Below are 23,441 nucleotides of genomic sequence, written 5' to 3' on the forward strand. Positions count from 1 at the left end.
CTAATTTCAAAAAAACGTCACTTTCCCAAAAAACGCCGGTTTTCGAAGGCTTGATGCGCCTCATCTATCCATCCGGCCACCGCATTCCCGCTCCACTCAGCCTGGCGGCGGTATATAGTGCGGCGCACAGAACTCAGATCGTTTGCCCAACGCTCTGCAAGATGCCACCACACCCTTTGTTTACCACGTGAGGCTAAGGCCGAAGCCGAGCACGGCATGCCTTGGGCCGCAACACAGAATCGGAATTTGAGGATCATGCCGACACCGGCGATCAGCGTTGCCATGAGCGTCTACAACGGCGAGCGCTATCTCGACGAAGCCATCGCCAGCGTGCTCGCGCAGAGCTTTTCGGATTTCGAGTTCCTGATCATCGATGACGGATCGCAGGACGCCTCTACCGCGATCATCCGCGAACATGCCGCACGCGATGCCCGTATCCGTCCGATCATCCGGGAAAATCGCGGACTCGTCGCCAGCCTCAACCAGATGCTCAACGAAGCACGCGCGCCGCTGGTCGCGCGCATGGATGCCGACGACATCTGTCGGCCTGACCGTTTCGAAAAGCAGGTCGCCTTCCTCGCGGCGCATCCGGATTATGGTGTGGTCGGCAGTTGGAGCGAGGATATCGGCGAATTCGGCGAACCGCTCTCGCGCGGCGGCGATGACCATCCCCTCACCCACGAGGAAATGGTTCGAGCGATCGAAAACGGCGGGCAGCTTATCTGCCATCCCGCCGCGATGTATCGGCGCGACATCGTGCGCTCCGTCGGCGGCTATCACGCTGCCTTTCGCCACTGCGAGGATCTCGACTTGTGGCTGCGCCTGTCCAGCATAACCCGGATGGGAAACGTGCCCGAACGACTGGTGCGCTATCGGCGCTACCCCGGACAGGTCTCCTCGCGCCACGCAACCGAACTGCAGATCGGCACTGCCGTGGCACGGCTTGCCTGGCACGAGCGCAGGGCAGGGCGCATCGATCCGACCGCGACACTGGAGCGACTGCCACCGATCGACGGTCTGGATACCCTGTTCCACCGTCCCGGCACGTCCCGCGAAGTGCGTGCGCAAGTGGCGCTGGCGCTGCGTTATTCGGAAGATGCCCTGCGCAACGAAGGGTTCGACCTGCTGGTCAACCACTTGCGCGATGGCGGCCGGCGCGACGGGATGTGGCGCACGGTCATGCGCCTCGTCCGCTTCGGGGAACCGCTGCGTGCGCTGCGCCTGGCCGCGACGCTTTCCATGACCGCACTGGTCTGACCGCGGATGAACGAGACGCCGCCCAGCCCGCCGGAAACGCCGCCAACGGAAAGTGGGCGCGGCAGCGGTAACGTGAAGACAGCCGCACTTTGGGCTGCCGCCAGTCAGTATTCCCAGTTCGCACTGCAGTTCGTGACGTCGGTGCTGGTCTCGCGCTTCTTCCTCAAGCCCGAGGAGATCGGGCTGTTCTCGGTCGCGCTGGCAACGGCCATGATCCTCTCGGTCATCCAGGATTTCGGCCTGACCCGCTATCTTGGCCGCCATCCCACAGCCGACGAGGAAACCGTGCGCCACTGCACGGTGATCGCGATCACGTTTTCGGTGCTGCTCGCCGCGCTGATCCTGGCCTGCGCCTGGCCGGTCGCGCGCTTTTACGGCGAGCCCCGGCTGTTTGCGATCCTCGGCCTGATCGCCGCCTCCTACCTGCTCAATCCCTGGAGTGTGGTCCCGGTCGCGATGCTCTCGCGGCGGCTCGATTTCCGGGGCACTTTCCTCGTCAATGCCCTGGGCGCGGCAAGCAACAGCATCTGCGCGCTGAGTCTGGCTGCACTCGGCTATTCGGCCGAATCGCTGGCCTGGGCGATGATCGCACAGTCCGCGGTGCGCGCGGTGGTCGCGCAAGCACTACGCCCCGCCCGGCCCGGGCTCGGCCTCAAGCGCGCGCAGCTTCGGGAAATCATCTCGTTCGGCTCGGGCAGCGCGCTACTTTACCTCTCGGGCGGCATCGGCATGCGCACGCCGGACCTGATCGTCGGGCGTCTTCAGGGCATGACGGCAACCGGTCTGTTCAGCCGCGGCGTCGCCCTGGCATCGCAGTTGCACTACCTGGTCGCCGGAGCGGTCGGCTCGATCTATTATCCGACGTTCGCCCGCCTGCGCGACGAAGGCAAGGATCTGGGGCCCTATTACGAGCGTGTGGTCGCCGCCCACGGCGCCATCGTCTGGCCCGCCATGGCGCTGCTGGCAGTGCTGTCGAAACCGGTGATCCTGCTGCTCTACGGCCCCGGCTGGGCGGGCGCGGCGCCGCTGCTGGCCTATGTCGCGATTGCCGAATGCTGTTTCGTCGCGCTGCCGCTGCACATGGACCTGCCGATCCTGCTGGGCCACTTGCGCCGACTGTTCTGGTTCAACCTGGCCGACACCGCGCTTTCGGTAGGCACCCTGATCGCCGGCGCCGCCATCGGCGTGGATGCAGCCGCAGCTTCGCGCATCGTTTACGGGCTTGGCTGGATCTGCATCTATGCCGGATGGATGCACCGACTGGTGGGTTTCCGCTGGCCGGCGCTGCTGCGCACATATGCCTCGAGCGCCGGGGTGGCGCTGGCAAGCGCATTGCCGGCATTCTGGGCCGTCACGTTCTGGCGGCGACCGGACACCCTCGGCCTTGGCGGCCTCGTCGCCAGTGCGGCGCTGGGCGGCCTGGCGTGGGTGCTGGCAATCACCGTTCTGCGCCACCCCGCCCGCAACGATCTTGCTGGAATGGCACGACATCTTGTCGTGCCGCTGCTGTCCCGCATGCCTGCCCTGCGACGCTGGCAAAACGTGGCGAAATCCGCCGACTCGTGATACTCTCCTGACCGGACAATATCCGACGAAGCTCAAGCTTCGCGGGGAGGATGACATGATTGGCGGCGCGCTTGCGCTGACGCTCCTGCTCGCCGACACGGCGGCTGCGGGCGCAGCGCCCATACCTGCGACATCGGCCGGCAAGACCGACCAAACCACCGGTGAACGCGAGCAGACGCTCAAGACCGCTACCGATCGCGACGAGCGCATGACCGTGAGCGTCGCGGTTCAGGGCAAAGGCCCCTATCACTTCCTGATCGACACCGGATCGCAGCAGACCGTCGTCTCGAACGACCTTGCCGGCCTGCTTGGCCTCTCGCTTGGCCCCAAGGTCACGGTGCTGGGCATGGCCGGTGCCAGCGATGTCGCCACCGCACGGGTCGACAGCATCGCCATCGGCGAACGCGCGTTCAACGACCTGACCGTGCCCCTGCTCGAAGCCCGGCACATCGGCGCGGACGGCATCATCGGCACCGACAGTCTGCAAGGCCAGCGCGTCACCCTCGATTTCGAGAACGAGACGATCGCCATCGCGCCGACCAGGCCCTCCGCGCAGGCCAACGGCTACGAAATCGTTGTCCATGCCCGCAAGCGGCTCGGCCGCCTCATCATGGCCGATGCCAAAGTCGACGGCATCCATGTCGACGTGGTGATCGATACCGGGGCAAGCAGCGCGGTGGGCAATCTCGCGCTGCAACAGGCCATGCGCAAGCAGGTGGCCGGACTGGTGCATCTGGCGGGCGTGACCGGCGACGACATTCCGGCCGAACTGGTGATCGCCCACAAGCTGCAAGTGGAGAAGCTGATCCTCACCAATGTCGCCATCGCCTTTGCCGATTCCCCTGCCTTTCACGAGCTGGGCCTGCACCGGCGCCCGGCCCTGTTCCTCGGCATGCGCGAACTCAAGGTCTTCAAGCGGATCGCGATCGATTTCTCGACCCACAAGGTGCTGTTCGACCTGCCGGTCACGGTGGAGGACGCGAGCGGGAAACGGCGCGGCGATCCCAACGATCTCGTCAAGAGGATTGCCTCCAGCGACGCGCACCCTAAATAGCGCGAATGCCGCCAGACACTGCCGTAAACTCTCCCGCTGCCCGCCACGATGGCTGGCGCACGCTGCTGCGCTTCATGCCCTACCTGTGGCCGCGCGAGAATCCGGCGCTGCGCTGGCGGATCGTCTGGGCCTGCCTGTTCATCCTGCTGTCCACCGCAACCCAGCTTGCCCTGCCCTACATGATGAAGTGGGCGGTCGACCTCATGGGGGCGACGGGTCCCAGGCTCGTGCAACTGGCGATGCTCACGGTGCTTGGCTACTCGGCCGGACGCCTGATCCAGACCGCGTTCGACAATGTGCGCAACATCGTCTTCGAGCGTGTCGGACAGGACGCGACCCGCGAACTGGCGGAAAGCGTCTTCGGCCAGCTCCACAACCTCTCGCTGCGCTTCCACCTCGCCCGCCGGACCGGTGAAGTGACCAAGACGATCGAGCGCGGCACCAAGAGCATCGACACGATGCTCTACTTCATGCTGTTCAACATCGCGCCAACCGTGCTGCAATTGCTGGTCGTGGCTGTGATCTTCTACGTGAACTTCGGCCCCGGCCTCGTCGTCGCCACCGCTGTCGCCATCGCCGCCTATATCTGGGTGACGCGCACGATCACCGAATGGCGCACCAAGCTGCGCGAGCAGATGAACCGGCTCGACGGCCAGGCGCTGGCCCGCGCGGTGGATTCACTGCTCAACTACGAGACGGTGAAGTACTTCTCCGCCGAACACCGCGAGAAAGCGCGTTATGCCCAGGCGACCCGTGCCTATGCCGATGCGGCGGTGAAGAGCGAGAACTCGCTCGGCCTGCTCAACATCGCGCAGGGCGTAGTGGTGAACCTGCTAATGGCAGGCGCGCTCGGCTACACCGTGTGGGGCTGGTACAAGGGCCAGTATACGGCAGGCCAGCTGGTCTTCGTGCAGACGTACCTCACCCAGCTGTTCCGCCCGCTCGACATGCTGGGCATGGTCTACCGCACCATCCGGCAGGGCCTGATCGACATGGCGGAGATGTTCCGCCTGCTCGACGAGCCGCAGGAAGTCTCCGACCGGCCCGGCGCCCCGGCACTGGTCATCCGCCAGCCCTCGGTCGTGTTCGACAACGTGGTGTTCGGCTATGAACCGGATCGCGGCATTCTGAAGGGACTCTCGTTCGAAGTGCCCGCCGGGCAGAACTTCGCCATCGTCGGGCCTTCGGGCGCGGGTAAGTCCACGATCGCGCGGCTGCTGTTCCGATTCTACGACCCGCAGCAGGGCCGCATCCTGATCGACGGGCAGGACATCGCCGAAGTGACTCAGGCATCCCTGCGCGCCGCGATCGGCATCGTGCCGCAGGATTCGGTGCTGTTCAACGACACCATCGGCTACAACATCGCCTACGGCCGCAGCGATGCGACGCAGGACGATGTCGAGGCCGCCGCCCGCGGTGCCGCGCTGCTCGGCCTGATCGACCGGCTGCCGCAAGGCTACGCCACCGAAGTGGGCGAACGCGGCCTCAAGCTTTCGGGCGGCGAGAAGCAGCGCGTGGCGATTGCCCGCACGCTGGTGAAGAACCCGCCGATCCTGCTGCTGGATGAGGCGACCTCCGCGCTCGACACCCGCACCGAGCAGGACATCCTGGCGACACTCCACCGCGTGTCGGAAAACCGCACCAGCCTTTCGATCGCGCACCGGCTCTCCACGATTGCCGACGCCGACCGGATTCTGGTGCTGAACGAGGGCCGTCTTGCCGAAAGCGGCACGCATGGCGAACTGCTGCGGATCGACGGCCTCTACGCCGAAATGTGGGCCCGTCAGGCCGCCGAGGCCGAAGCCATGATCGAGGCGGCCGAATGAAGTGCAGGGCGATTTGATTTAATTCGCTTTTGCTCGAAACCTGACCTAGCCCTAGCGCATGGCCATCAAGGAAGCTCCTCTCCGCCCTGCCCGTTTCACGATCGAAGGCGGCGTGCGTCAGCCGGAAATCCAGATTCCGGCGCGGAAATTCTGGTTCGGACTGGTGTTCCTGTGTTTCTGGCTGACGTGCTGGTCTCTCGGCGGCGTCGCGGCGTTGACGGCCCTTTTAACGACGCCGCAGCCCTTCATCGCGCTCTGGCTGGTATTCTGGGCTGTGGGTTGGGTCTTCGCTGCCAGTACGATCCTCTGGCAGTTGACCGGCTCGGAAATAATCCGCGTGGATTCCGGCCAGTTGATCCATGGCTGGCGCATGTTCGGTTTCAGCCGGGAGCGTGCCTACCCGCTGGCGAAAGTGCGGCATATGCGCATCAACGGCTCGATGCCGTTCGCGTTCAACTTCAGTCGCGGTTGGGGCGGCCCGTTCATGACGCGGCGGATGGGCTGCATCTCTTTCGACTACGGCGCCTCGACGATCCGCATGGGCCAAAGCATCGATGACGCCGAGGGCCGCATGATCGTCAAACGACTTGCCCCGCTGCTGTCAGAAGGCGCCGTGGACTGCTGATCCACGGCGATTTTCCGTCACTTCACGACATCAGCCTCGTGCCAGACCACCGCCTGCGCCGCCTTCATGCAGTTTTCCGCGGTATCCCACGACAGCGAGGGGGAGCCGTAGAGCCGCCAGCCCTGCGCCAGCGCCTCGGACACGCGCTCGCAGAAGGCGCGGTCGTCCGCTCCGGTGAGCAGGCGGTAGATCGGGCGGTCTTCGGGGGTCTGGTACATCGGCATCCCTCTCGGTTTTCGGAGATTCAGACGCCTAGCCACTCCAGCGGGGCTGGCAAGTCCCCGCCAGCATAATCGACCTGAAGCACGCGCCTTCTGCGATGCCCTGCTCCTACCGGGGAGGACACCGCATGCGAAGCATGGAGGATCGGCGTGCGATAGCACCAGACGTCGCCTACATCGGCAAGACAGGTGTAAACTGCCAAGCCAGCTACCACCGCATCCACTTCACCCACCGGAATACGTCCCGACAGGTGCGAGCCCAGCGCCACCAGCAGCGGCGCGTTGTCCGCATCCACCGGATCGAGATGAATACGCACCGTCACCATGCCCTCGATCACCGCGAAGGGCGGTTCGACATGGCGGATGCCCTGCTTGACCGACCACGGCCCGAAACCCGCGACCTCAGCCTGTTCACGGACGGCAATCGTGCGGTCCTGATGCCAGCCGAGCGACCAATCGGTCCGCCCGTTCTTGTCGAACAACACCGCGCGGACCGGACGCACATCGCAGCCCTGCGCCTTGGCCGCCATCCCGCCGATGGGACCATCCGCATCCAGCAGACGCGCCAGATCGGGATCGCCCGAAATCCGCACGCCCGCATGACCGTCCGGCCATTTCGCCAGGATCACCGCAAGATCGTTCAGCAGCGCCGCCGCCAGACCGCGATGAAGACAGGCCCCATCGCGGTCGAGATCGAGGTCCGAAACATCGCGAACCACCGACGCGGCAAGGTCACCCACCCGGATAACGCTCGAATTCCGGCACCTGGGTGGTGTCCTTCATCCACGACAGCCTTTCGGCCACCTGGATATGGGCACCGGGCGGCAGCGCCTCGGGATCGTCGAGCGTCGCGATCTGGATGTCGACGATGCCCGGCAGATATTCGGCATTGGTGTACCACAGCCCCGTCCCGCAGCGCGGGCAGAAGTGGCGCATCGCCGTGCCGCTGGAATTGAACACCGCGGCATCGCCCTGAAGCACTTCGAATTCATCGTGCTTGAATGCCCCCCAGGCGACCACCGGCGCGCCCGCCGACTTGCGGCAGTCCGCGCAGTGGCAAAATGCGGCGTGGAGCGGCTCCCCCTCGACGCGGTACCGCACGTCGCCGCACTGGCACCCCCCTTCTAGCTTCATGACGATTCTCCTTGTCACCGCCGAATCTAGCCGAATAAAAAGAACATTCAAGGAACAAAAAAGGCGCGAGACCGAAGTCCCGCGCCCGTTTCGCGTCCCGCCCTGAGGCGAAGGATCAGAGGATGTACTTCGACAGGTCGGCATTGCCCGCCAGGCCCGACAGCTTGGCGCTGACATAGGCCTCGTCGATCGTCACCGTCTCCCCCTTGCGGTCCTCGGCCTCGAAGCTGAGTTCCTCGAGCAGCTTTTCCATCACCGTCTGCAGGCGGCGGGCGCCGATGTTCTCGACGCTCTCGTTCACTTGCGCGGCGATCCTGGCGATCTCGGTCACCGCGCCGCTGGTGACGTCCACCGTGACTTCCTCGGTCGCCAGCAGCGCCTTGTACTGCGCCACCAGATTCGCGCGGGTCTCGGAGAGGATGCGCACGAAGTCTTCCTCGGTCAGCGCCTTCAGCTCGACGCGGATCGGCAGGCGGCCCTGCAATTCGGGTAGCATGTCCGAAGGCTTCGCCACATGGAACGCGCCGCTGGCGATGAACAGCACGTGGTCGGTCTTCATCGGGCCGTACTTGGTGGCAACCGTGGTGCCCTCGATCAGCGGCAGCAGGTCACGCTGCACGCCTTCGCGGCTGACCGAACCGCCGCGCACGTCCGAAACCGCGATCTTGTCGATCTCGTCGAGGAAGACGATGCCGTTCGTCTCGGCATTGGCCAGCGCGGTGCGGGCGACATCGTCCTGGTCCATGCGCTTTTCCGACTCTTCGTCGACCAGCTTGTCCCAGGCGTCCGGCACCTTCATCTTGCGGCGCGTCAGCTTGGGTCCGCCGAACTTGCCCATGATGTCCGACAGGTTGATCATGCCGACCGAGCCGCCCATGCCGGGGATCTCCATCGGCGCCGAGGGGGTATCCTCGACCTCGATCTCGACTTCGGTCTCGTTCATCGCGTTTTCGGTGATGCGCTGGTGGAACGAGGCGCGGGTCGCCTCGGAAGCCCCGTCGCCGACAAGCGCGTTGAGCAGGCGCTCCATCGCCGCCTTGCTGGCCGCCTCGCGCACCGATTCGCGGCGGCGGTCCTTCTCGAGACGGATCGCCTCTTCCACCAGATCGCGGGCGATCTGCTCGACGTCGCGGCCGACATAGCCGACTTCGGTGAACTTGGTGGCTTCCACCTTCACGAACGGCGCATCGGCCAGCTTGGCGAGGCGGCGGCTGATCTCGGTCTTGCCGCAGCCCGTCGGCCCGATCATCAGGATGTTCTTGGGCGTCACCTCGTCGCGCAGGTCGAGCGACAGCTTCTGGCGGCGCCAGCGGTTGCGCAGGGCAACGGCGACGGCCTTCTTGGCTTCGGCCTGCCCGATGATGTGCTCGTCGAGCGCGCGGACGATGGCCTTGGGGGTCAGGTTGTCTTTCATGATGTCCTGCAAATTCAGATGGTCTCGACCGTGACGCGGTCGTTGGTGAAGACGCAGATGTCGGCGGCGACGGCCATGGCGCGCCGGGCGATCCGCTCGGCATCTTCCTCGTACTCGTCGAGCGCGCGGCCGGCAGCCAGTGCATAGTTGCCGCCAGAACCGATCGCGGTGATGCCGCCTTCGGGCTCCAGCACGTCGCCATTGCCGGTGAGCACCAGCAGCGTCTCGGCATCGGCGACGATCATCAGCGCTTCCAGGTTGCGCAAGTATTTGTCGGTCCGCCAGTCCTTGGCGAGTTCGACCGCCGCGCGCATCAGCTGGCCGCGGTGCTGCTCCAGCTTGCGCTCGAGGCGTTCGAACAGGGTGAAGGCATCGGCCGTGGCACCCGCGAAGCCCGCGATCACCTTGCCGTCGCCGATCCGGCGCACCTTGCGCGCGTTGGGCTTCATGACGGTATTGCCCATGGAAACCTGGCCGTCGCCGGCGATGACGGTCTTGCCGCCCTTCTTAACACCGATGATGGTGGTTCCGTGCCACTGGATCAGGCCGTGGCTCGCCCCGCTATTGTCCATGCCGCGAATATATGGCGGCAGACGGCGGGTTCAAGCGCTGGCCGCCGCGAAGTGGTTGCACGAAACGAAAATGCCCGCGCAGGCCAGACGGCTTGCGCGGGCATTTCGAAAGCGTGATCGCCCGGATCAGCTGCCGTTCGGACCGGGGCCGGTCGGCTGCGTACCGGTGCCCATGCCGGCAGCGCCGACCTGGCCGATGTTGCCGAACAGGTCCTCGAGCAGGCCGCGATGACGACCCAGCGTCGGCGTCGTATCGCCCTCGGGGCGGATGCGCGCGACATCGTCGATGCCCTTCTTGTCCACCGCAACGACATTGCCCGCCGGATCGAAGCGCACGCGCAGGATCGTCTGTTCCGCAGTGCGCGGACGGCCGAACGGCGGCGTCTTCACGGTCTGCGACACGTAGTAGTAGTCCTTCTCGCCAAACTGGCTGACGAAAGTCGGACGCCCGAGGGTCCTTTCCACCGACTGGCGATTGTCAACGCCCGGCGAGACCGAATCGACCAGCGTCTGGTCGACCAGGTAACCGCGATGATCGCGGATCGAGGTGCAGCCCCCCGTCAGTGCAGCCAGCGCCAGAACGACGCCAGCGGTCTTCACCCTGAGACCAGAGCCATGACCAGAACCGCGCATTTTCCCACTCCAATTCACGGGGCTGGTCCGCTCCGGGCATTGCCTGCCGGCGCGAGAGCCATATATCGACCCGAAACTACGGTACCGAGCCTTAGGGCCCAGCGGCTTGTCGCGCAATGGGCGTTGGGGCAGGTTGCTTGAATTGCCCCTGAACAAGAAGCCCCGCCACCCGTTCCACCAAGAGTACCGTCGGCGCGCGGCGAGAGGAAAGGCCCGAAACCACGTGAACCTGCTCCGCCGCCTGACCGGCAGAAACCCGGAAAGCACCCAGGCCCGCCGCGAGGCCGTCCGCCCGCTGTGGCACCGCGTGGTCGAGATCGCCCGCGAGAAACCGTGGTATGCCGAACACGGCATAGCCGATACCGTCGCCGGGCGATTCGACACGATCACGCTGGTGATGGCCCTGGTGGTGCTGCGCATGGAACGCAGCGAGGACCTGATCGACCCCGCCGCGCGGCTGACCGAACTGTTCGTGACCGACATGGACGGCCAGTTGCGCCAGTCCGGCATCGGCGACCTTGTCGTCGGCAAGCACATGGGCAAGCTGGTAAGCGCGCTCGGCGGCCGCATCGGCGCGCTGCGAGATGCCCTCGCACAGGCCGATGCCGTGCAGGTCGATGCCGCACTGGCCGCCGCGCTGGAACGCAACATGACACTGAGGGAAGGCGCCGAGGCCGCCATGCTGGTCGCGCCGGTCAAGGCACTCGCCGCCGCCCTCGAAACCACTTCGAACGAGGCCCTCCTGGCCGCAAGGATAGACCGATGAGCGCACTGCCCCCCTCTCCCGATTCCGCCCCCGATGCGGCCCCCGAGTTCTCGCGCCGCCTCGACATCCGGCAGGTCGAGAGCAAGCCGGGCCACTTCGAGGCCAATGCTGCTGAACGCGCCGCACTGGCCATGCGCTTCGGCCTTGTCCGGATCGACAGCCTCGCGGCCGATCTCGCCCTCACCCGCAACGACCGCCAGGTCGAGGCGCGCGGCACGCTGAAGGCCGCCTTCGTGCAGTCCTGCGCGATCTCGGCGGAGGACCTGCCGGTCAGCGTCGAGGAACCGGTGTTCTTCCGCTTCGTGCCCGAAACCGACGACCACACCCCCGACGAGGAAGTCGAACTGACCGCCGACGACCTCGACGAGATCGAGTACACCGGCACCCACATCGACATCGGCGAAGCCGTGGCGCAGAGCCTTGCGCTCGCCATCGACCCGTTCCTCACCGGCCCCAATGCCGACGCCGCCAGGCTGGCCGCCGGGATCGGCACGCCCGAGGACAACGGCGCCTTCGCCGCGCTCAAGGGCCTGAAGCTGGGCAAGTAGCCTCATTCCAAGCTGCAGTGATGCTGATGCATCCGCCGCTTGGAACGCTCAGGCGCCGCGCCCGCTCAAACGCACAGCGCCCGGAGACAGGGACCTGTCTCCGGGCGCTGCAACGATGCTGGTTCCTGCAATAGACCGGGCCCGCAAGGCCCCGGAACGATGTCAGTCGACCATGCCGGCGACCAGAAGCCGAAGCTCGCGCAGGGGAAGCAAACCATTGGCGGTGCCGATCCCCTGCCGGCTCGAATGCGGCTGCTGGCGGTTGTCGTTCTTGTGGAAGGGGCGTTCAAATGCGCCCGTAATATTCTTGATCATGTAGTCCTGTTATCGCGGCTCCTGGCCGCATCTTTCTATCTTCTGAAATTGCTGCGCTGCTTGCTGGGTGCGGCCTGCCCCGGGGAGCGTTCGCGGAAGACGATCCGCCCCTTGCTGAGGTCATACGGCGTCATTTCGACGTGGACTCGGTCACCCGCGACCGTGCGGATCCGGAACTTGCGCATCTTTCCTGCCGTATAGGCAATGATGCGATGCTCATTATCGAGCAGGACGGCAAACCGTCCGTCCGGAAGCACTTCCTCAATGAAGCCTTCCATCGTCAGCAGTTCTTCTTTCGCCACGGCGCTCAACCCTCAAATGCATTGCCAGACACCGGACACACGAACGCGTGTCCGGAAACGATTGCCAGGAAGCTGAAGAGGATATCGAGCGTGCAGCCGGTTCAGGAACCCACAGGTTCCAAGACACCAGGGCTGAAAATCATCTCGCCATTAAGCGACGTAGCCTGCCCCATATAGCGGAACGGAACGCGAATTTCAAGGTCAGCCCGATCTCAATAGAATTCCCTTAGAATCAACGTCAGGGTCCGCCCATCGCAAAGCACGAGTACGACCCGCTTCCCGGCCGGGCCTTGCGACCATCGCCCCAAAGCCCCTTTCTGCGCAGCCGCAGTCGCGTTCTGCCCATCGATCGTGCATATCCGGTCCCCGGTGACCAGCCCGGCGTCATGCGCGGGCGAGCCGCGCATGACATGCAGGATATTGATACCCTCGTCCGTCCATACGCCCTGAACACCCGCCATCGACACGGCAGCAGGCGAAGGCGAGGTCAGCCGCGGGGAGAGTACCATGACCCCGCGCCCTGCATCCATGAAGACATTGAAGCGGCTGAGCAGGGCTGCCCCGATCCTGGCGGCATCGCCGGCATCGAGCGGCTTGTCCTCGAAGCGCACCGGCACCGCATCGACGTTCTGGTCGCCAAGATGCACGCCATCGATACGACCGATCTCGGTGATGTAGATATTGCCGGCCAGGTTCACTGCTGCGATGTCGGTCAACCGCAGACTGCTTGCGGCGTCCGGCCATGCTGCCCGCGTGATGGTCAGACTGGAGTCGTCGCCGGTGTCGATCAATACCGGCGCGAACCGCCGCTCGCCCACTTCAAGCATCGTCAACAGGCGCCCACCTCGCTCGCGCAGATCCAACGGGATGCGTTCTCCCTGTGGCGGTTTCGCGCCGCTCGCGCGAAACCGGATGCGGCGATTGTCGAAATCTATCTCCACGGCATGCCGGGCCAGGAAGTCCGCGCCGACAATGCCCTCGATCGTGATCCCTGCGATCCGCGAAAGGCTGGACAAGTCGGCTATCTGAACCGCGCCGCCCGACTGCCGCATGCCGCCGATCTGCAGGGCCACGAGGGAACCAATCTCCGTGGGAGAAACGCCGCCGCCCAGACTGCCAAGGGACTTATAAGGCTGTGACGGAATGGCATGGCGCAGGGCCCAGCTCCTATCCACCGTCGTCGTCGGCATGCCGGTATCGACCAGCGCAACCACGGGTTGACCATTCACCAGAATCGAGATGATCGGCGGTGCTGACGCCGGCCCGGCAAGCGGGATCCACCGCTCCTGCAGGGACGTGTCGAAAGAGACCGTCGCGGGAATGATGGCGATCCTGTCCATCGGCGCTGCGGGCGCTGCCACAGCCATCGGTGCTCCGGCAATCATACCCTGCAGCGCGATCACCAAACGTAACGGGGAACTCGGTCGGACCCGCATGGCTTGTCTCCGACAAATACTTGAACATATTGATCAAGATACACCCAGGCTGTCTAGACGGCGCGGGCAGTGATCGTGCGTAGCTGCGCGTTTTGCGGAGAATTGCAAATGAAGCACCGGCTTACCCATGCAGGTATTTCGGCACTCGCCTTACTGACGGCGCTCGCGACGGCCGACGTGGCAGCGGCGGCCGACTATCCGAGCTGCGACCTCACCGCGCAGCATGCCATCGAAGGGGAGATCGGCGGAACCGTGACCGATCCCCGGCAAGCGCACATCTCGGTACGCGCCAATGTTCTTCAGGCCGATATCGGCACGGCCCGCAAGGCGCGCACATTGTCGCGGGGCGAGGCCCGGCATTTGTGGAAGCGGGTCGACAAGGTGCGCAAGGACACCGACACCTTCACCCGCCAGCAGGGCTTTCTCAGCGCTGCCGAGCGGGCCTCCTACGACCGTGAACTCGATGCGGTCGCAGGAGAGATTTGCAAGTAAACCGTAAACTGTCCGAAAATCAGGTCACGTCCATCGCGTAACCGGCCGCGCGCACGGTGCGGATCGGGTCGACGTCGCCATCGCGGTTGATCGCCTTGCGCAGGCGGCGGATGTGGACGTCGACGGTACGCTCGTCGATGTCCGAATCCATGCCCCAGACCCCGTCGAGGATCTGCTGGCGCGAGACGACGCGGTTCGGACGCTCCATGAAATAGCGCAGCAGGCGGAATTCGGTGGGGCCGAGATGCAGCGCCTCGCCGCCGCGGCGCACGCGGTGGCTGGTGACGTCCAGCTCGATGTCGCCCCACTGGAGAACATTGCCCGCCAGCGACGGTCGCGCCCGGCGCAGCAGCGCCTCGACCCGGACCATCAGTTCACGCGGGCTGAACGGCTTGGTGACATAGTCGTCCGCACCGGTCTTGAAGCCGCGGATCATGTCCTCCTCCTCGCCGCGGGCGGTGAGCATGAGGATCGGGATCTGCGCGGTTTCCTTGTCCTTGCGCAGCTGGCGGCAGACCTCGATGCCGGGGACATGCTCGATCATCCAGTCAAGGATGATGGCGTCCGGCACCTGTTCCTGCACCATCAGCAGCGCCTCTTCGCCGTCGCCGGTGCTGCGCACCTGATAGCCTTCGGCGCTGAGGTTCCAGGTCAGCAGCTCGCAGAGCGCACGGTCGTCCTCGACGACCAGGACCGACGGGTTCACGGCAGGTTCCTCGTGTCGTTGGTCATGCTGTCGCGCTCGGCATGGTAGTCGCCGGTGGCCGCATAGTAGACCATCTCGGCCACGTTGGTGGCATGGTCGCCGATGCGTTCGAGGTTGCGGGCGATGAAGAGCAGCTGCGCGGCGCTGGTGATCGTTGCCGGGTTCTCCATCATGTGGGTCAGCAACGAACGGAACAGCGTGTTGTAGAACTGGTCCAGCTTCTCGTCGCGGCGGATCACTTCCTGCGCCAGCGCGGCATCGCGCGAGCCATAGGCATTGAGCACGTCGCGGACCATGCCCTCGGCGATCTCGGCCATCATCGGCACGAGTTCGAGCGGCTCGATCTTGCCCCGGTTCTCCATCGCGTTGACACGCTTGGCGATGTTCTTGGCATAGTCGCCGATACGCTCGATCACGCCGGAGATCTTGAGCGCGGCGATGACGTCGCGCAGGTCGTCGGCCATCGGCGCACGCAGCGCGATGGTGCGGACCGCGAGGCGGTCCACTTCGGCTTCCAGCGCATCGAGGCGGGCGTCGGCGGCGACGACCTGTGCGGCGAGCTCCTCGTCATGCTGGGTCAGCGCGATGATGGCGTCGCGGATCGCGACTTCGGCGAGGCCGCCCATTTCGGCGACGAGGCCGCGAAGCTGGCCGATCTCGCTGTCGAAGGCCTTTACGGTGTGATCAACCATGGCTCTTGTCCTGTTTTCCCTGTCTTCGCCGTCAGCCGTAGCGACCGGTGATGTAGTCCTTGGTCTTCTCCTCGCGCGGGGTCGTGAAGATCTGGCTGGTATCGCCATACTCCACGAGATTGCCGAGGTGGAAGAACGCCGTGCGCTGCGACACGCGCGCGGCCTGCTGCATCGAGTGGGTGACGATGACGATGGCGTAAGTGTCCTTCAGTTCGTCGATCAGTTCCTCGATGCGCGCGGTGGCGATCGGGTCGAGCGCGGAGCACGGCTCGTCCATCAGGATGACCTCGGGGCTGACGGCAATGGCGCGGGCGATGCACAGGCGCTGCTGCTGGCCGCCCGACAGCGCGGTGCCGGCGTCATGCAGACGGTCCTTCACTTCGTCCCACAGGCCCGCCTTGGTCAGCGCGCTCTCGATGATCCCGTCCATGTCCGCCTTCGACGGCGCCAGGCCGTGGATGCGCGGGCCATAGGCGATGTTCTCATAGATCGACTTGGGGAACGGGTTCGGCTTCTGGAACACCATGCCGACGCGGGCCCGCAGGGCCACCGGGTCCATGTCGGGCGCGTAGATATTCTCGCCGTCGAGCAGGATCTCACCGGTGACGCGGGCGTCTGCGATCGTGTCGTTCATGCGGTTGAGGGACCGCAGGAAGGTCGACTTGCCGCACCCCGAAGGGCCGATGAAAGCCGTGACCACCCCGTTGTCGATGTCGATCGACACGTTGTTGATGGCCTTTTTCGCGCCATAGTAGACGTCGACGTTGCGGGCGGTGAGCTTGGTCTGCTGCATTGTCTCGACTTTCATGTCCTTACCAGCGGACCTCGAATTTGTTGCGAAGGTAGATGGCCAGGCCATTCATCGCCAGCAGGAAGACCAGCAGGACGATGATGGCGGCCGATGTGTTCTGCACGAAACCGCTGTCGATTTCGTCGGACCACAGGAAGATCTGCATCGGCAGCACGCTGGAGGGATCGGTGATCCCGCCCGGCGGGGTGACGACAAAGGCACGCATGCCGATCATCAGCAGCGGCGCGGTTTCACCCAGCGCGCGGGCCATGCCGATGATCGTGCCGGTGAGAATGCCCGGCAGCGCAAGCGGCAGGACGTGGTGGAACACCGTCTGCATCTTGCTCGCGCCGATCGCCAGCGCCGCGTCGCGGATCGAGGGCGGCACCGCCTTGATCGCGTTGCGGCCCGAGATGACGATGACCGGCATCGTCATCAGCGCCAGCGTCAACCCGCCGACCAGCGGCGACGAACGCGGCATGCCCAGCGTGTTGATGAACACCGCAAGGCCCAGCAGGCCGAAGATGATTGAGGGCACTGCCGCGAGGTTGTTGATCGAGACTTCGACCCATTCGATCCAGCGCGCCTTGGGGGCGAACTCCTCGAGGTAGATCGCCGCCAGCACGCCCATCGGGAACGAGAGCAGCAGCGTGACCAGCATCGTCAGCAACGAGCCCTTGGTCGCGCCCCAGACGCCGGCGACGTCGGGATCGGTCGAGTCCGAGCCGGTCAGGAACGACCAGTCGAGCCCGGAGAGGCCGTTCTTGAGCATGATCACCAGCAGCAGCGCCAGGAAGGCGAGGCTGAGGACGATGGCGCCAAGGCCGATCAGCTTGAAGCGGCGCTCGGCGGCGTTGCGGCGCGCGATGCGCCGCGCGGCTTCCGGCGTTTGCCAGCGCGCATTGCCTTGGGCGGCGCCACTGAGACGTGCGTTACTCATAAGCTTCCCGGAAACGCTTCACCACACGGAGCGCGATGATGTTGAGAACGAGGGTGACGATGAACAGCACCAGGCCCAGCGCGAAGGCGGAGAGCGTCTTGGGGCTGTTGAACTCCTGGTCGCCGGTCAGCATCTGGACGATCTGGTAGGTGACCGTGGTCATCGAGGCGAAGGGGTTCGCCGAAAGGTTGGCGGCAGCGCCCGCGGCCATGACCACGATCATGGTCTCGCCGATGGCGCGGCTGATCGCCAGCATCACGCCGGCGACGATGCCGGGCAGCGCGGCGGGCAGCAGCACTTTCTTGATCGTCTCCGACTTGGTCGCGCCCAGCGCCAGCGAACCGTCGCTCATCGCGCGGGGCACGGCGGCGAGTGCGTCGTCGGCCATCGAGGAGACGAAGGGAATGATCATCACGCCCATGACCACACCGGCCGCAAGCGCGCTTTCGGTGGAGGGATTGGCCATGCCGAGCGAGGCGGCGAAATCGCGGAAGATCGGCGCTACCGTCAGCGCGGCGAAGTAGCCGTAGACCACGGTGGGAATCCCTGCGAGGATTTCCAGCACCGGCTTCAGCCACTTGCGGATCGTCGGCGTGGCGTACTGCGTGAGGTAGACCGCGCTCATCAGGCCGAGCGGGATGGCGACGACCATGGCAATGATCGCGCCGATGTAGATCGTGCCCCAGAACAGCGGCACCGCGCCGAAGCTCTCGCCCAGGTTGTCGCCGCGCGCCGAACCGGGCGACCAGTGGGTGCCAAGCAGGAAGTCGATCGGCGAGACGTCCTTGAAGAACATGCCCGCCTCGAACACCAGCGAGGCGACGATGCCGAACGTGGTCAGGATCGCCATCAGCGAGGCGAGCAGCAACACCCCCATCACCGCCCGTTCGACGCGGGTGCGGGCCGGATAGTTGGCGCGGACCTTGGTGAAGGCCCAGCCGCCGCCGGCCAGCGCCACGATCACCACCAGCAGGGCGCCGATCAGGCCGAAGCGCTGATGGGCGGCGCGCACCGGCTCGGCCAGGGTCTGCGCCAGCGGATTGAACGCAGCCTGATCCGGGTTCTGGGCGATGGCCTTGGCCTCGGACACCACCGCGGCGCGGCTCATCGCATCGGCAGGAAGCTGCGCGGCGGCCGGATCGGCCATGACCGCACCGTCGACGAGCCCCGGCATGATCGCCGACCAGGCGGCCCAGGCAAGCAGCGCCGGGATCACGATCCACAGCACCACGTGCCAGCCATGGTAGCTGGGCATCGAGTGAAGCGAGCCGCGCCCCGTGTGGAGCAGCCGGGCCCGGCCCCGTGCGGCAAACCAGCCGACGAAGCCGAGGCCGAGAACGGCCAGGAGAACTCCCGTGAGTATCATGAGGCCGTTCCGGCGCCTTTCGGTCTAGACGAGATTACTTGAGGTCGGCGGGGTTGAGCGGGGTCATCTTGGCGATGATGTCCGCGCTCTTGGCGCGCACCGCGTCAGGCGAGATCACCATGCCCTTGGCCTTGAGGTAGCCATCCGGGCCCCACGACTTCGCCCACTCGTTCACATAGGCCTGCAGGCCCTTGATCGGCGCGAGGTGCTGCTTCTTCACGTAGATGTAGAGCGGGCGCGCACCGGGGTACGAGAAGTCCGAGATCGAGGCATAAGTCGGCACCACGTCGGACATCGGGATGCCCTTGATGGTCTTGGCGTTCTCTTCGAGGAACGAGAAGCCGAAGATGCCGATGGCCTTGGGGTTCTGCGAGATCTTCTGGACGATCAGGTTGTCGTTCTCGCCGGCGTCGACGTAAGGACCGTCCTCGCGGATGTCGTGGCAGATCGCCTCGTACTTGTCCTTGTCGGTTTCCTTGAGCGCCTTGGTGGCAGCGTCGGTCTTGCAGCCGGCCTCGAGGATCAGTTCCTTGAGCGCGTCACGCGTGCCCGAGGTCGAGGGCGGGCCGTAGACGAGGATCGGCTCGGCGGGGAGCGACGGGTTGACGTCCTTCCAGGTCTTGGCGGTGTTGGGCTTGCCGAACGGGTTGGCGGCCAGCGCCTTGTAGATGTCGGTCGGCGTCAGCTTCATGCCGGGGCCGTTCTGGGCCTCGGCGAAGGCGATGCCGTCGATGCCGACCTGGATCTCGACGATGTCGGTCACGCCGTTCTTCTGGCATTCCTCGTACTCGGACTTCTTCATCCGGCGCGAGGCGTCTTCGATGTCGGGGTGCTGGGCGCCGACGCCGGCGCAGAACAGCTTCATGCCCGCGCCGGTGCCGGTCGATTCGATCACCGGCGACTTGCCGCCAGCCTTGGCGACTTCTTCGGCCACCGCCGTGGCGAAGGGATAGACGGTCGAGGAGCCGACGGCGCGGACGAAGTCGCGCGAACCGGCGGAGGAGCCGCCCGAGCCGCCGCAACCGGCAAGCGCCATGCTGGAGGCAGCGACGATAAGGAAGGTCTTGGTGGAACGCATGATGTCACCCCTTGGGCTTCAAGTGTGAGATGCCCCTATTGGGCTACAATGACACTTCCATGACAAAGAAGTGACATTGTTCGCCAATCGGCGCAATTGCTGGTTTTTCGCAGGATTTCGCGCGCCGGGACGCGCGTTTTCAGACCCGGCGGCGAAAAGCCGCCGCCGGGTGAAACGGTTGGTGCAGGTCTGGTCGAAAAATCGCCGCCGCCCGGCCTGAATTGCCGGCTTGCATGCGGGCTCGCATGCGGGATGGCGGCGGCGACAAAAGCGCTGCGAAAATGCCCTCCGGGCACTCCCGCAGCCCTGCCTCAGAAGTCGAACTGGGCGCGCATGCCCATCGAATCGACGCCGTAGGTGCCATCGGTGCCGTTCACCAGCACCGGCGAATCCTTCACCCAGATATGACCGTAGTTGAGGATGAAGCGCACGTAGTCGGTCGGCATCCAGATCGCGGAAATGCCCGCGGTCTGTTCGCGCCCGCCGACGATCCCGGCATCGTTGAGGTTCAGCCAGTCGTAGCGGACATTGAGCTGGACCGCGCCGAGGCCGCCCTTGTCGAAGCCGTCGTGCGGACGGATGCGCTCGAACACGCCGTTCTTGTAGGCGGTCTCGTCATGGGTGAGCATATAGCCCACTTCCGCGTAGCCGCCGTTGAACGTCGGATCGGCAAAGCCGGTGCGGCGCACCTTCTGCCAGTAGCTTTCGCCCGAGGCGTGGAACCGGCCCTTGATCCATGCCGCTTCCAGCCCGAGCCCGAGTTCGTTGGTCGCTCCGGTGACGCCGCCGCTGAGCAGGCGCAAGTCCGTGGTGTGGACGAAGGGACGGCTCTGATAGGTCACCGTGGTGATCGAATCGTTGAGCGTGCGCCAGTGGACCGATCCGCCCAGGTGCAGCGTGCCGCCCGCCAGCTTGGGCATGTACACCGCGCGCCCGTCCACGCTCCACGACTTGTCGTAGTCGCTGTTGAGCGAATTGGGATCATCGCTGAACACGCCGCCCTGCAGCACCACGTCCTTGCCCAGGTACTGGGCGTTGAGGCCGACGCGGCGCTCGAAGCCGAAGGCACCGGTGAAGGCGGCACGCTCCATGAAGCTGGTGAACAGGTCCGAGGTCTGGTCCTCGAGGCCGGTGTTCGGCTTCTGGTTGCCGAGCGCCAGGGTGATCTTCGGATTGACCCGGTAGGTCAGGTACATGTCGTTGATGGCGACGCTCGAATTGGCGAGGTCGACCTCGAAGCGGTAGCCGAAGCCGCCGGGCATCGTGCCGTCGAAGCCCAGGTAGGCGCGGCGCAGTTCGGTGCTGACGCCGAGGTGGTTGCTGGACGTCTCGTCGAGGCCGGAGGGCGCGTCGACACCGCCCGCATCGAGCTGAAGACGGCCGCGCGGCTTGAAGCTCCAGCCGTTGTCGCCCTTGAATTCCGGCGCGCCCTTCCAGGCGACCTGCACCGGCGGCGCCTTGGCGGCCTGCTGGGTAACGGTTTCCTTAGCGGCAGCGGCGACGCTGGCCGATTGCGCCGCACTCTGGGCGGCGCTGGCGGCGGCGGAAGTCGCGGCATCGGCGCGGGCATTGGCGTTCGCCAACTGGCCTTCGAGCGAATCGATGCGGCTGGCCATCGCCTTCATCTGCGCGCGCATCGCTTCCAGTTCCTGGCGAATCGCAGCCGAATCCGATGACGAAGACGATGCCGCCTCAGCCGGATTCGCCCAGCCCGCAGCAATGGCAAGTGCCGGCACGGACAGCGCCAGCGTAAAAATTGCCTTTTGTTTCCTCACCTTGCTCGACCTTTCATGAAACTTTGATGGCAGCGACACGACGCCAGTATGACTGGCGTGTTTCAATTCCATGACACTTTATAGCGCAAGCGCCGGAAAGCGCGGTTTCCTGCGGATTTTGCTACGAAAGTTTATGGCCCGTTTGCGGCTGCTCCATGACAAAGCATGACTGCCCGCCCCGTCGTCACAATTGTCACGGAAGCGTCATGGCAGGGCCATAGTCGGCCGGTCGGCGCCCGCTTGCGGGCCTCTTTGCGATTATCGCCCTGCAACCCGGAAACCGACGCCCGATGCCCTCTAAAATGGCGAACATGTCCCGCCCTTCCCTTTCCCCGGCGCTTGCAGCCCTGTTCGCCCCGCCGCTCGTGATGCTGAGCGCGCTGTCCCCCGCCGCTGCGCACGCGCAGGCGATCTCCGCCGAGGACGCCGCCACGCTGCGCGCCCAGGTCGCCGCGCTCAAGGCGCAAGTCGAACAGATGGAGGCCCGCCTCGCCGCCGCCGGTATCGCGCCCACCGCGCAAGCGGCAGCCTCCGCCCTCCCGCCGCCAGCGGTTGTCGCCGCCGCTCCGGCAGCCAACTCGGCCGCCCCGGCGGAACCCCGGGCCGGCGCCGCAATCGCCTGGAAGGGCAGCCCGCAGATCACCGAGGGCGAGCGCGCCTTCAAGGTCAAGGGACGCATCCAGGCCGATGCCAACTATGTCGGCGCCCCCGCCTCGCTCGGCGACAAGGGGCTTGGCTACTCCAACGAGATGCGCCGCATCCGCCTCGGCGCGGAAGGGACGATCGGCGGCGGCTTCGGCTACAAGCTGGAACTCGAACTCTCCGACAACGCGGTCGACCTCGTCGATACTTACGTGAGCTATCGCAGTGGGCCGTGGACCGTGAAGCTGGGCAACCAGAACCCGTTCCAGTCGCTCGACGAACTGACCGGCGACACCAGCGGCAGCGTGATGGAACGCGCCGCCTTCACCGATGCCTTCAACTTCGAACGCCGCCTCGGCGCCTCCGTGCAATACCAGCGCGGCGCCCTGCTCGCGCAGGCAGGCCTGTTCAGCGACGACATCGGCGCGCTCGCCAACGATGCGGACGGGGAAACCGGGGGCGACGAGAACGACAGCCACGGTGCCGATGCGCGGCTGGTCTATGCTCCCAGGCTGGGCAAGACCCAGCTGCACCTGGGCGGCTCCGTCCACTGGCGCGATCTCGCACGCTTGTCCGAAAGCGATACCCGCTACCGTCAGCGCCCGTTCGTCCACTCAACCAACACGCGCCTGATCGGAAGCCCGGCGATGCAGGTCGGCAGCGAATTCAACTGGGGCGTGGAGATGGCAGCGATCCGGGGCCGCTGGCATGCCGCCGCCGAATACAACACGCTCACGGCGAACCGTGTGGACGCGCGCTCGGTGCGCTTCCAGGGCGCTTATGGCGAACTGGGCCTGTTCCTGACGCCCGGCGACAGCCGGGGCTACAAGGAAGGTATCTTCACCAACAAGGCCCCGGCGCGTCCGCTCGGCAGTGGCGGCTTCGGCTCGCTCCAGCTCACCGCGCGCTACGACTGGCTCGACCTTGACGACCGCGACATTCGCGGCGGCAGCCAGCGGGCCTATATCGCCGCGCTGGTCTGGACCCCGGTGGAATACCTGCGCTTCAATCTCAACTACGCACGGCTCGCCTACAAGGGCGCCAAAGCCCTGCCCTCCGGGCGGACCGACTATGGCGCGAACGTCATCGGCACGCGCTTCGAACTCGACTTCTAGTGGATTGATTTTGACATTTGCCTCCCCTGGCGGATGGGATGGGTTTGCAAATGTCAAAATCGTAAAATCCACTAGGATCAAATAAATGCTAGTGGTTCGAAAAGACTCTGACATTTGAGCGCGCCCTTTCCGATAGGGTAGCAAATGTCAGAATCGAACCACTAGACCGCTTTTCG

General features: G+C 65.3%; 27 protein-coding genes. 11 read left to right on the forward strand and 16 right to left on the reverse strand.

Going from position 1 to position 23,441, the window contains the following annotated elements; all coding sequences use genetic code 11:
• From OKA11_RS13215 to OKA11_RS13240, 6 genes are all read left to right on the forward strand, one after another.
• A partial coding sequence (locus tag OKA11_RS13215) for a hypothetical protein (RefSeq protein WP_267220995.1) occupies positions 1-191 on the forward strand: 191 nt, incomplete at its 5' end.
• A gap of 64 nt (positions 192-255) precedes the next feature.
• Positions 256-1,257: a glycosyltransferase gene (locus OKA11_RS13220; protein ID WP_267220997.1), complete on the forward strand. Its 1,002-nt coding sequence runs from the start codon at positions 256-258 to the stop codon at positions 1,255-1,257.
• 72 nt (positions 1,258-1,329) lie between these two features.
• On the forward strand, positions 1,330-2,823 hold the full coding sequence (locus OKA11_RS13225) for an oligosaccharide flippase family protein (protein WP_267220999.1): 1,494 nt from the start codon (positions 1,330-1,332) through the stop codon (positions 2,821-2,823).
• 55 nt (positions 2,824-2,878) lie between these two features.
• Positions 2,879-3,877, forward strand: coding sequence for an aspartyl protease family protein (locus OKA11_RS13230; RefSeq protein ID WP_267221001.1), 999 nt, complete (start codon positions 2,879-2,881; stop codon positions 3,875-3,877).
• A gap of 5 nt (positions 3,878-3,882) precedes the next feature.
• Positions 3,883-5,703, forward strand: a complete 1,821-nt coding sequence (locus tag OKA11_RS13235) for an ABCB family ABC transporter ATP-binding protein/permease (RefSeq protein WP_267221003.1) — start codon at positions 3,883-3,885, stop codon at positions 5,701-5,703.
• Between the two features lie 58 nt (positions 5,704-5,761).
• Positions 5,762-6,328, forward strand: a complete 567-nt coding sequence (locus tag OKA11_RS13240) for a hypothetical protein (RefSeq protein WP_267221005.1) — start codon at positions 5,762-5,764, stop codon at positions 6,326-6,328.
• A gap of 17 nt (positions 6,329-6,345) precedes the next feature.
• Here OKA11_RS13240 and OKA11_RS13245 read toward each other — a convergent pair whose 3' ends face one another.
• The 6 genes from OKA11_RS13245 to OKA11_RS13270 form a co-directional block, all read right to left on the reverse strand.
• Positions 6,346-6,546 carry a DUF1737 domain-containing protein gene (locus tag OKA11_RS13245; protein WP_021235064.1) on the reverse strand — a complete coding sequence of 67 codons (201 nt, stop codon included), beginning with the start codon at positions 6,544-6,546 and terminating at the stop codon, positions 6,346-6,348.
• A gap of 26 nt (positions 6,547-6,572) precedes the next feature.
• Positions 6,573-7,289, reverse strand: a complete 717-nt coding sequence (locus tag OKA11_RS13250) for a phytanoyl-CoA dioxygenase family protein (protein WP_267221011.1) — start codon at positions 7,287-7,289, stop codon at positions 6,573-6,575.
• Complete coding sequence (locus OKA11_RS13255; protein WP_267221014.1) at positions 7,282-7,683, reverse strand: GFA family protein; 402 nt, start codon at positions 7,681-7,683, stop codon at positions 7,282-7,284. The genes OKA11_RS13250 and OKA11_RS13255 overlap by 8 nt, the downstream gene beginning before the upstream one ends.
• Positions 7,684-7,798: 115 nt before the next feature.
• Complete coding sequence (gene hslU / locus OKA11_RS13260; RefSeq protein WP_267221016.1) at positions 7,799-9,097, reverse strand: ATP-dependent protease ATPase subunit HslU; 1,299 nt, start codon at positions 9,095-9,097, stop codon at positions 7,799-7,801.
• A gap of 14 nt (positions 9,098-9,111) precedes the next feature.
• Complete coding sequence (hslV, locus tag OKA11_RS13265) at positions 9,112-9,669, reverse strand: ATP-dependent protease subunit HslV (RefSeq protein WP_142632152.1); 558 nt, start codon at positions 9,667-9,669, stop codon at positions 9,112-9,114.
• A 126-nt stretch (positions 9,670-9,795) separates the two neighbouring features.
• Positions 9,796-10,302: an outer membrane protein assembly factor BamE gene (locus OKA11_RS13270; RefSeq protein ID WP_267221018.1), complete on the reverse strand. Its 507-nt coding sequence runs from the start codon at positions 10,300-10,302 to the stop codon at positions 9,796-9,798.
• Positions 10,303-10,525: 223 nt separating this feature from the next.
• On the opposite strand from OKA11_RS13270, the gene OKA11_RS13275 reads away from it, so the two are divergent.
• Positions 10,526-11,068 carry a ubiquinol-cytochrome C chaperone family protein gene (locus OKA11_RS13275; protein WP_267221020.1) on the forward strand — a complete coding sequence of 181 codons (543 nt, stop codon included), beginning with the start codon at positions 10,526-10,528 and terminating at the stop codon, positions 11,066-11,068.
• Positions 11,065-11,616: a YceD family protein gene (locus tag OKA11_RS13280; protein ID WP_267221022.1), complete on the forward strand. Its 552-nt coding sequence runs from the start codon at positions 11,065-11,067 to the stop codon at positions 11,614-11,616. The genes OKA11_RS13275 and OKA11_RS13280 overlap by 4 nt, the downstream gene beginning before the upstream one ends.
• Positions 11,617-11,778: 162 nt before the next feature.
• Here OKA11_RS13280 and OKA11_RS13285 read toward each other — a convergent pair whose 3' ends face one another.
• The 3 genes from OKA11_RS13285 to OKA11_RS13295 all read right to left on the reverse strand — a co-directional run bounded on the left by OKA11_RS13285 (position 11,779) and on the right by OKA11_RS13295 (position 13,636).
• Complete coding sequence (locus OKA11_RS13285; RefSeq protein ID WP_267221024.1) at positions 11,779-11,931, reverse strand: hypothetical protein; 153 nt, start codon at positions 11,929-11,931, stop codon at positions 11,779-11,781.
• 35 nt (positions 11,932-11,966) lie between these two features.
• On the reverse strand, positions 11,967-12,233 hold the full coding sequence (infA, locus tag OKA11_RS13290) for a translation initiation factor IF-1 (RefSeq protein WP_142637328.1): 267 nt from the start codon (positions 12,231-12,233) through the stop codon (positions 11,967-11,969).
• Between the two features lie 212 nt (positions 12,234-12,445).
• Positions 12,446-13,636, reverse strand: a complete 1,191-nt coding sequence (locus OKA11_RS13295; protein WP_267221264.1) for an aspartyl protease family protein — start codon at positions 13,634-13,636, stop codon at positions 12,446-12,448.
• A 102-nt stretch (positions 13,637-13,738) separates the two neighbouring features.
• Here OKA11_RS13295 and OKA11_RS13300 point away from each other — a divergent pair, with 102 nt between their 5' ends.
• Positions 13,739-14,161: a hypothetical protein gene (locus OKA11_RS13300; protein WP_267221027.1), complete on the forward strand. Its 423-nt coding sequence runs from the start codon at positions 13,739-13,741 to the stop codon at positions 14,159-14,161.
• A 19-nt stretch (positions 14,162-14,180) separates the two neighbouring features.
• Here OKA11_RS13300 and phoB read toward each other — a convergent pair whose 3' ends face one another.
• The 7 genes from phoB to OKA11_RS13335 form a co-directional block, all read right to left on the reverse strand.
• Entirely contained in the window at positions 14,181-14,867 is a 687-nt protein-coding gene (gene phoB, locus OKA11_RS13305) for a phosphate regulon transcriptional regulator PhoB (RefSeq protein WP_142632148.1), read from the reverse strand.
• Positions 14,864-15,559, reverse strand: a complete 696-nt coding sequence (gene phoU / locus OKA11_RS13310) for a phosphate signaling complex protein PhoU (protein ID WP_267221031.1) — start codon at positions 15,557-15,559, stop codon at positions 14,864-14,866. Before phoU ends, phoB begins: the two co-directional genes overlap by 4 nt.
• 31 nt (positions 15,560-15,590) lie before the next feature.
• A complete protein-coding gene (gene pstB, locus OKA11_RS13315; protein ID WP_267221267.1) occupies positions 15,591-16,352 on the reverse strand; it encodes a phosphate ABC transporter ATP-binding protein PstB in 762 nt (253 codons plus the stop codon).
• 19 nt (positions 16,353-16,371) lie between these two features.
• Positions 16,372-17,289 (reverse strand): phosphate ABC transporter permease PstA, encoded by a 918-nt coding sequence (gene pstA, locus OKA11_RS13320; protein WP_142632145.1) that lies wholly within the window; start codon positions 17,287-17,289, stop codon positions 16,372-16,374.
• The gene (pstC, locus tag OKA11_RS13325) at positions 17,282-18,655 is read right to left on the reverse strand and encodes a phosphate ABC transporter permease subunit PstC (RefSeq protein ID WP_267221035.1); all 1,374 of its coding nucleotides are present in this window, start codon (positions 18,653-18,655) and stop codon (positions 17,282-17,284) included. The genes pstA and pstC overlap by 8 nt, the downstream gene beginning before the upstream one ends.
• Before the next feature lie 34 nt (positions 18,656-18,689).
• Positions 18,690-19,733: a substrate-binding domain-containing protein gene (locus OKA11_RS13330; RefSeq protein ID WP_267221037.1), complete on the reverse strand. Its 1,044-nt coding sequence runs from the start codon at positions 19,731-19,733 to the stop codon at positions 18,690-18,692.
• A gap of 311 nt (positions 19,734-20,044) precedes the next feature.
• The gene (locus tag OKA11_RS13335) at positions 20,045-21,349 is read right to left on the reverse strand and encodes an OprO/OprP family phosphate-selective porin (protein ID WP_267221040.1); all 1,305 of its coding nucleotides are present in this window, start codon (positions 21,347-21,349) and stop codon (positions 20,045-20,047) included.
• Here OKA11_RS13335 and OKA11_RS13340 point away from each other — a divergent pair.
• Positions 21,336-21,527: a hypothetical protein gene (locus tag OKA11_RS13340; RefSeq protein ID WP_267221042.1), complete on the forward strand. Its 192-nt coding sequence runs from the start codon at positions 21,336-21,338 to the stop codon at positions 21,525-21,527. The two genes, OKA11_RS13335 and OKA11_RS13340, sit on opposite strands and share 14 nt — an antisense overlap.
• Before the next feature lie 292 nt (positions 21,528-21,819).
• Positions 21,820-23,265, forward strand: a complete 1,446-nt coding sequence (locus OKA11_RS13345) for an OprO/OprP family phosphate-selective porin (RefSeq protein ID WP_267221044.1) — start codon at positions 21,820-21,822, stop codon at positions 23,263-23,265.
• The last annotated feature ends 176 nt before the right edge of the window (positions 23,266-23,441 follow it).

It is taken from the genome of Novosphingobium clariflavum (assembly GCF_026420865.1).
Lineage (GTDB): Bacteria > Pseudomonadota > Alphaproteobacteria > Sphingomonadales > Sphingomonadaceae > Novosphingobium > Novosphingobium clariflavum.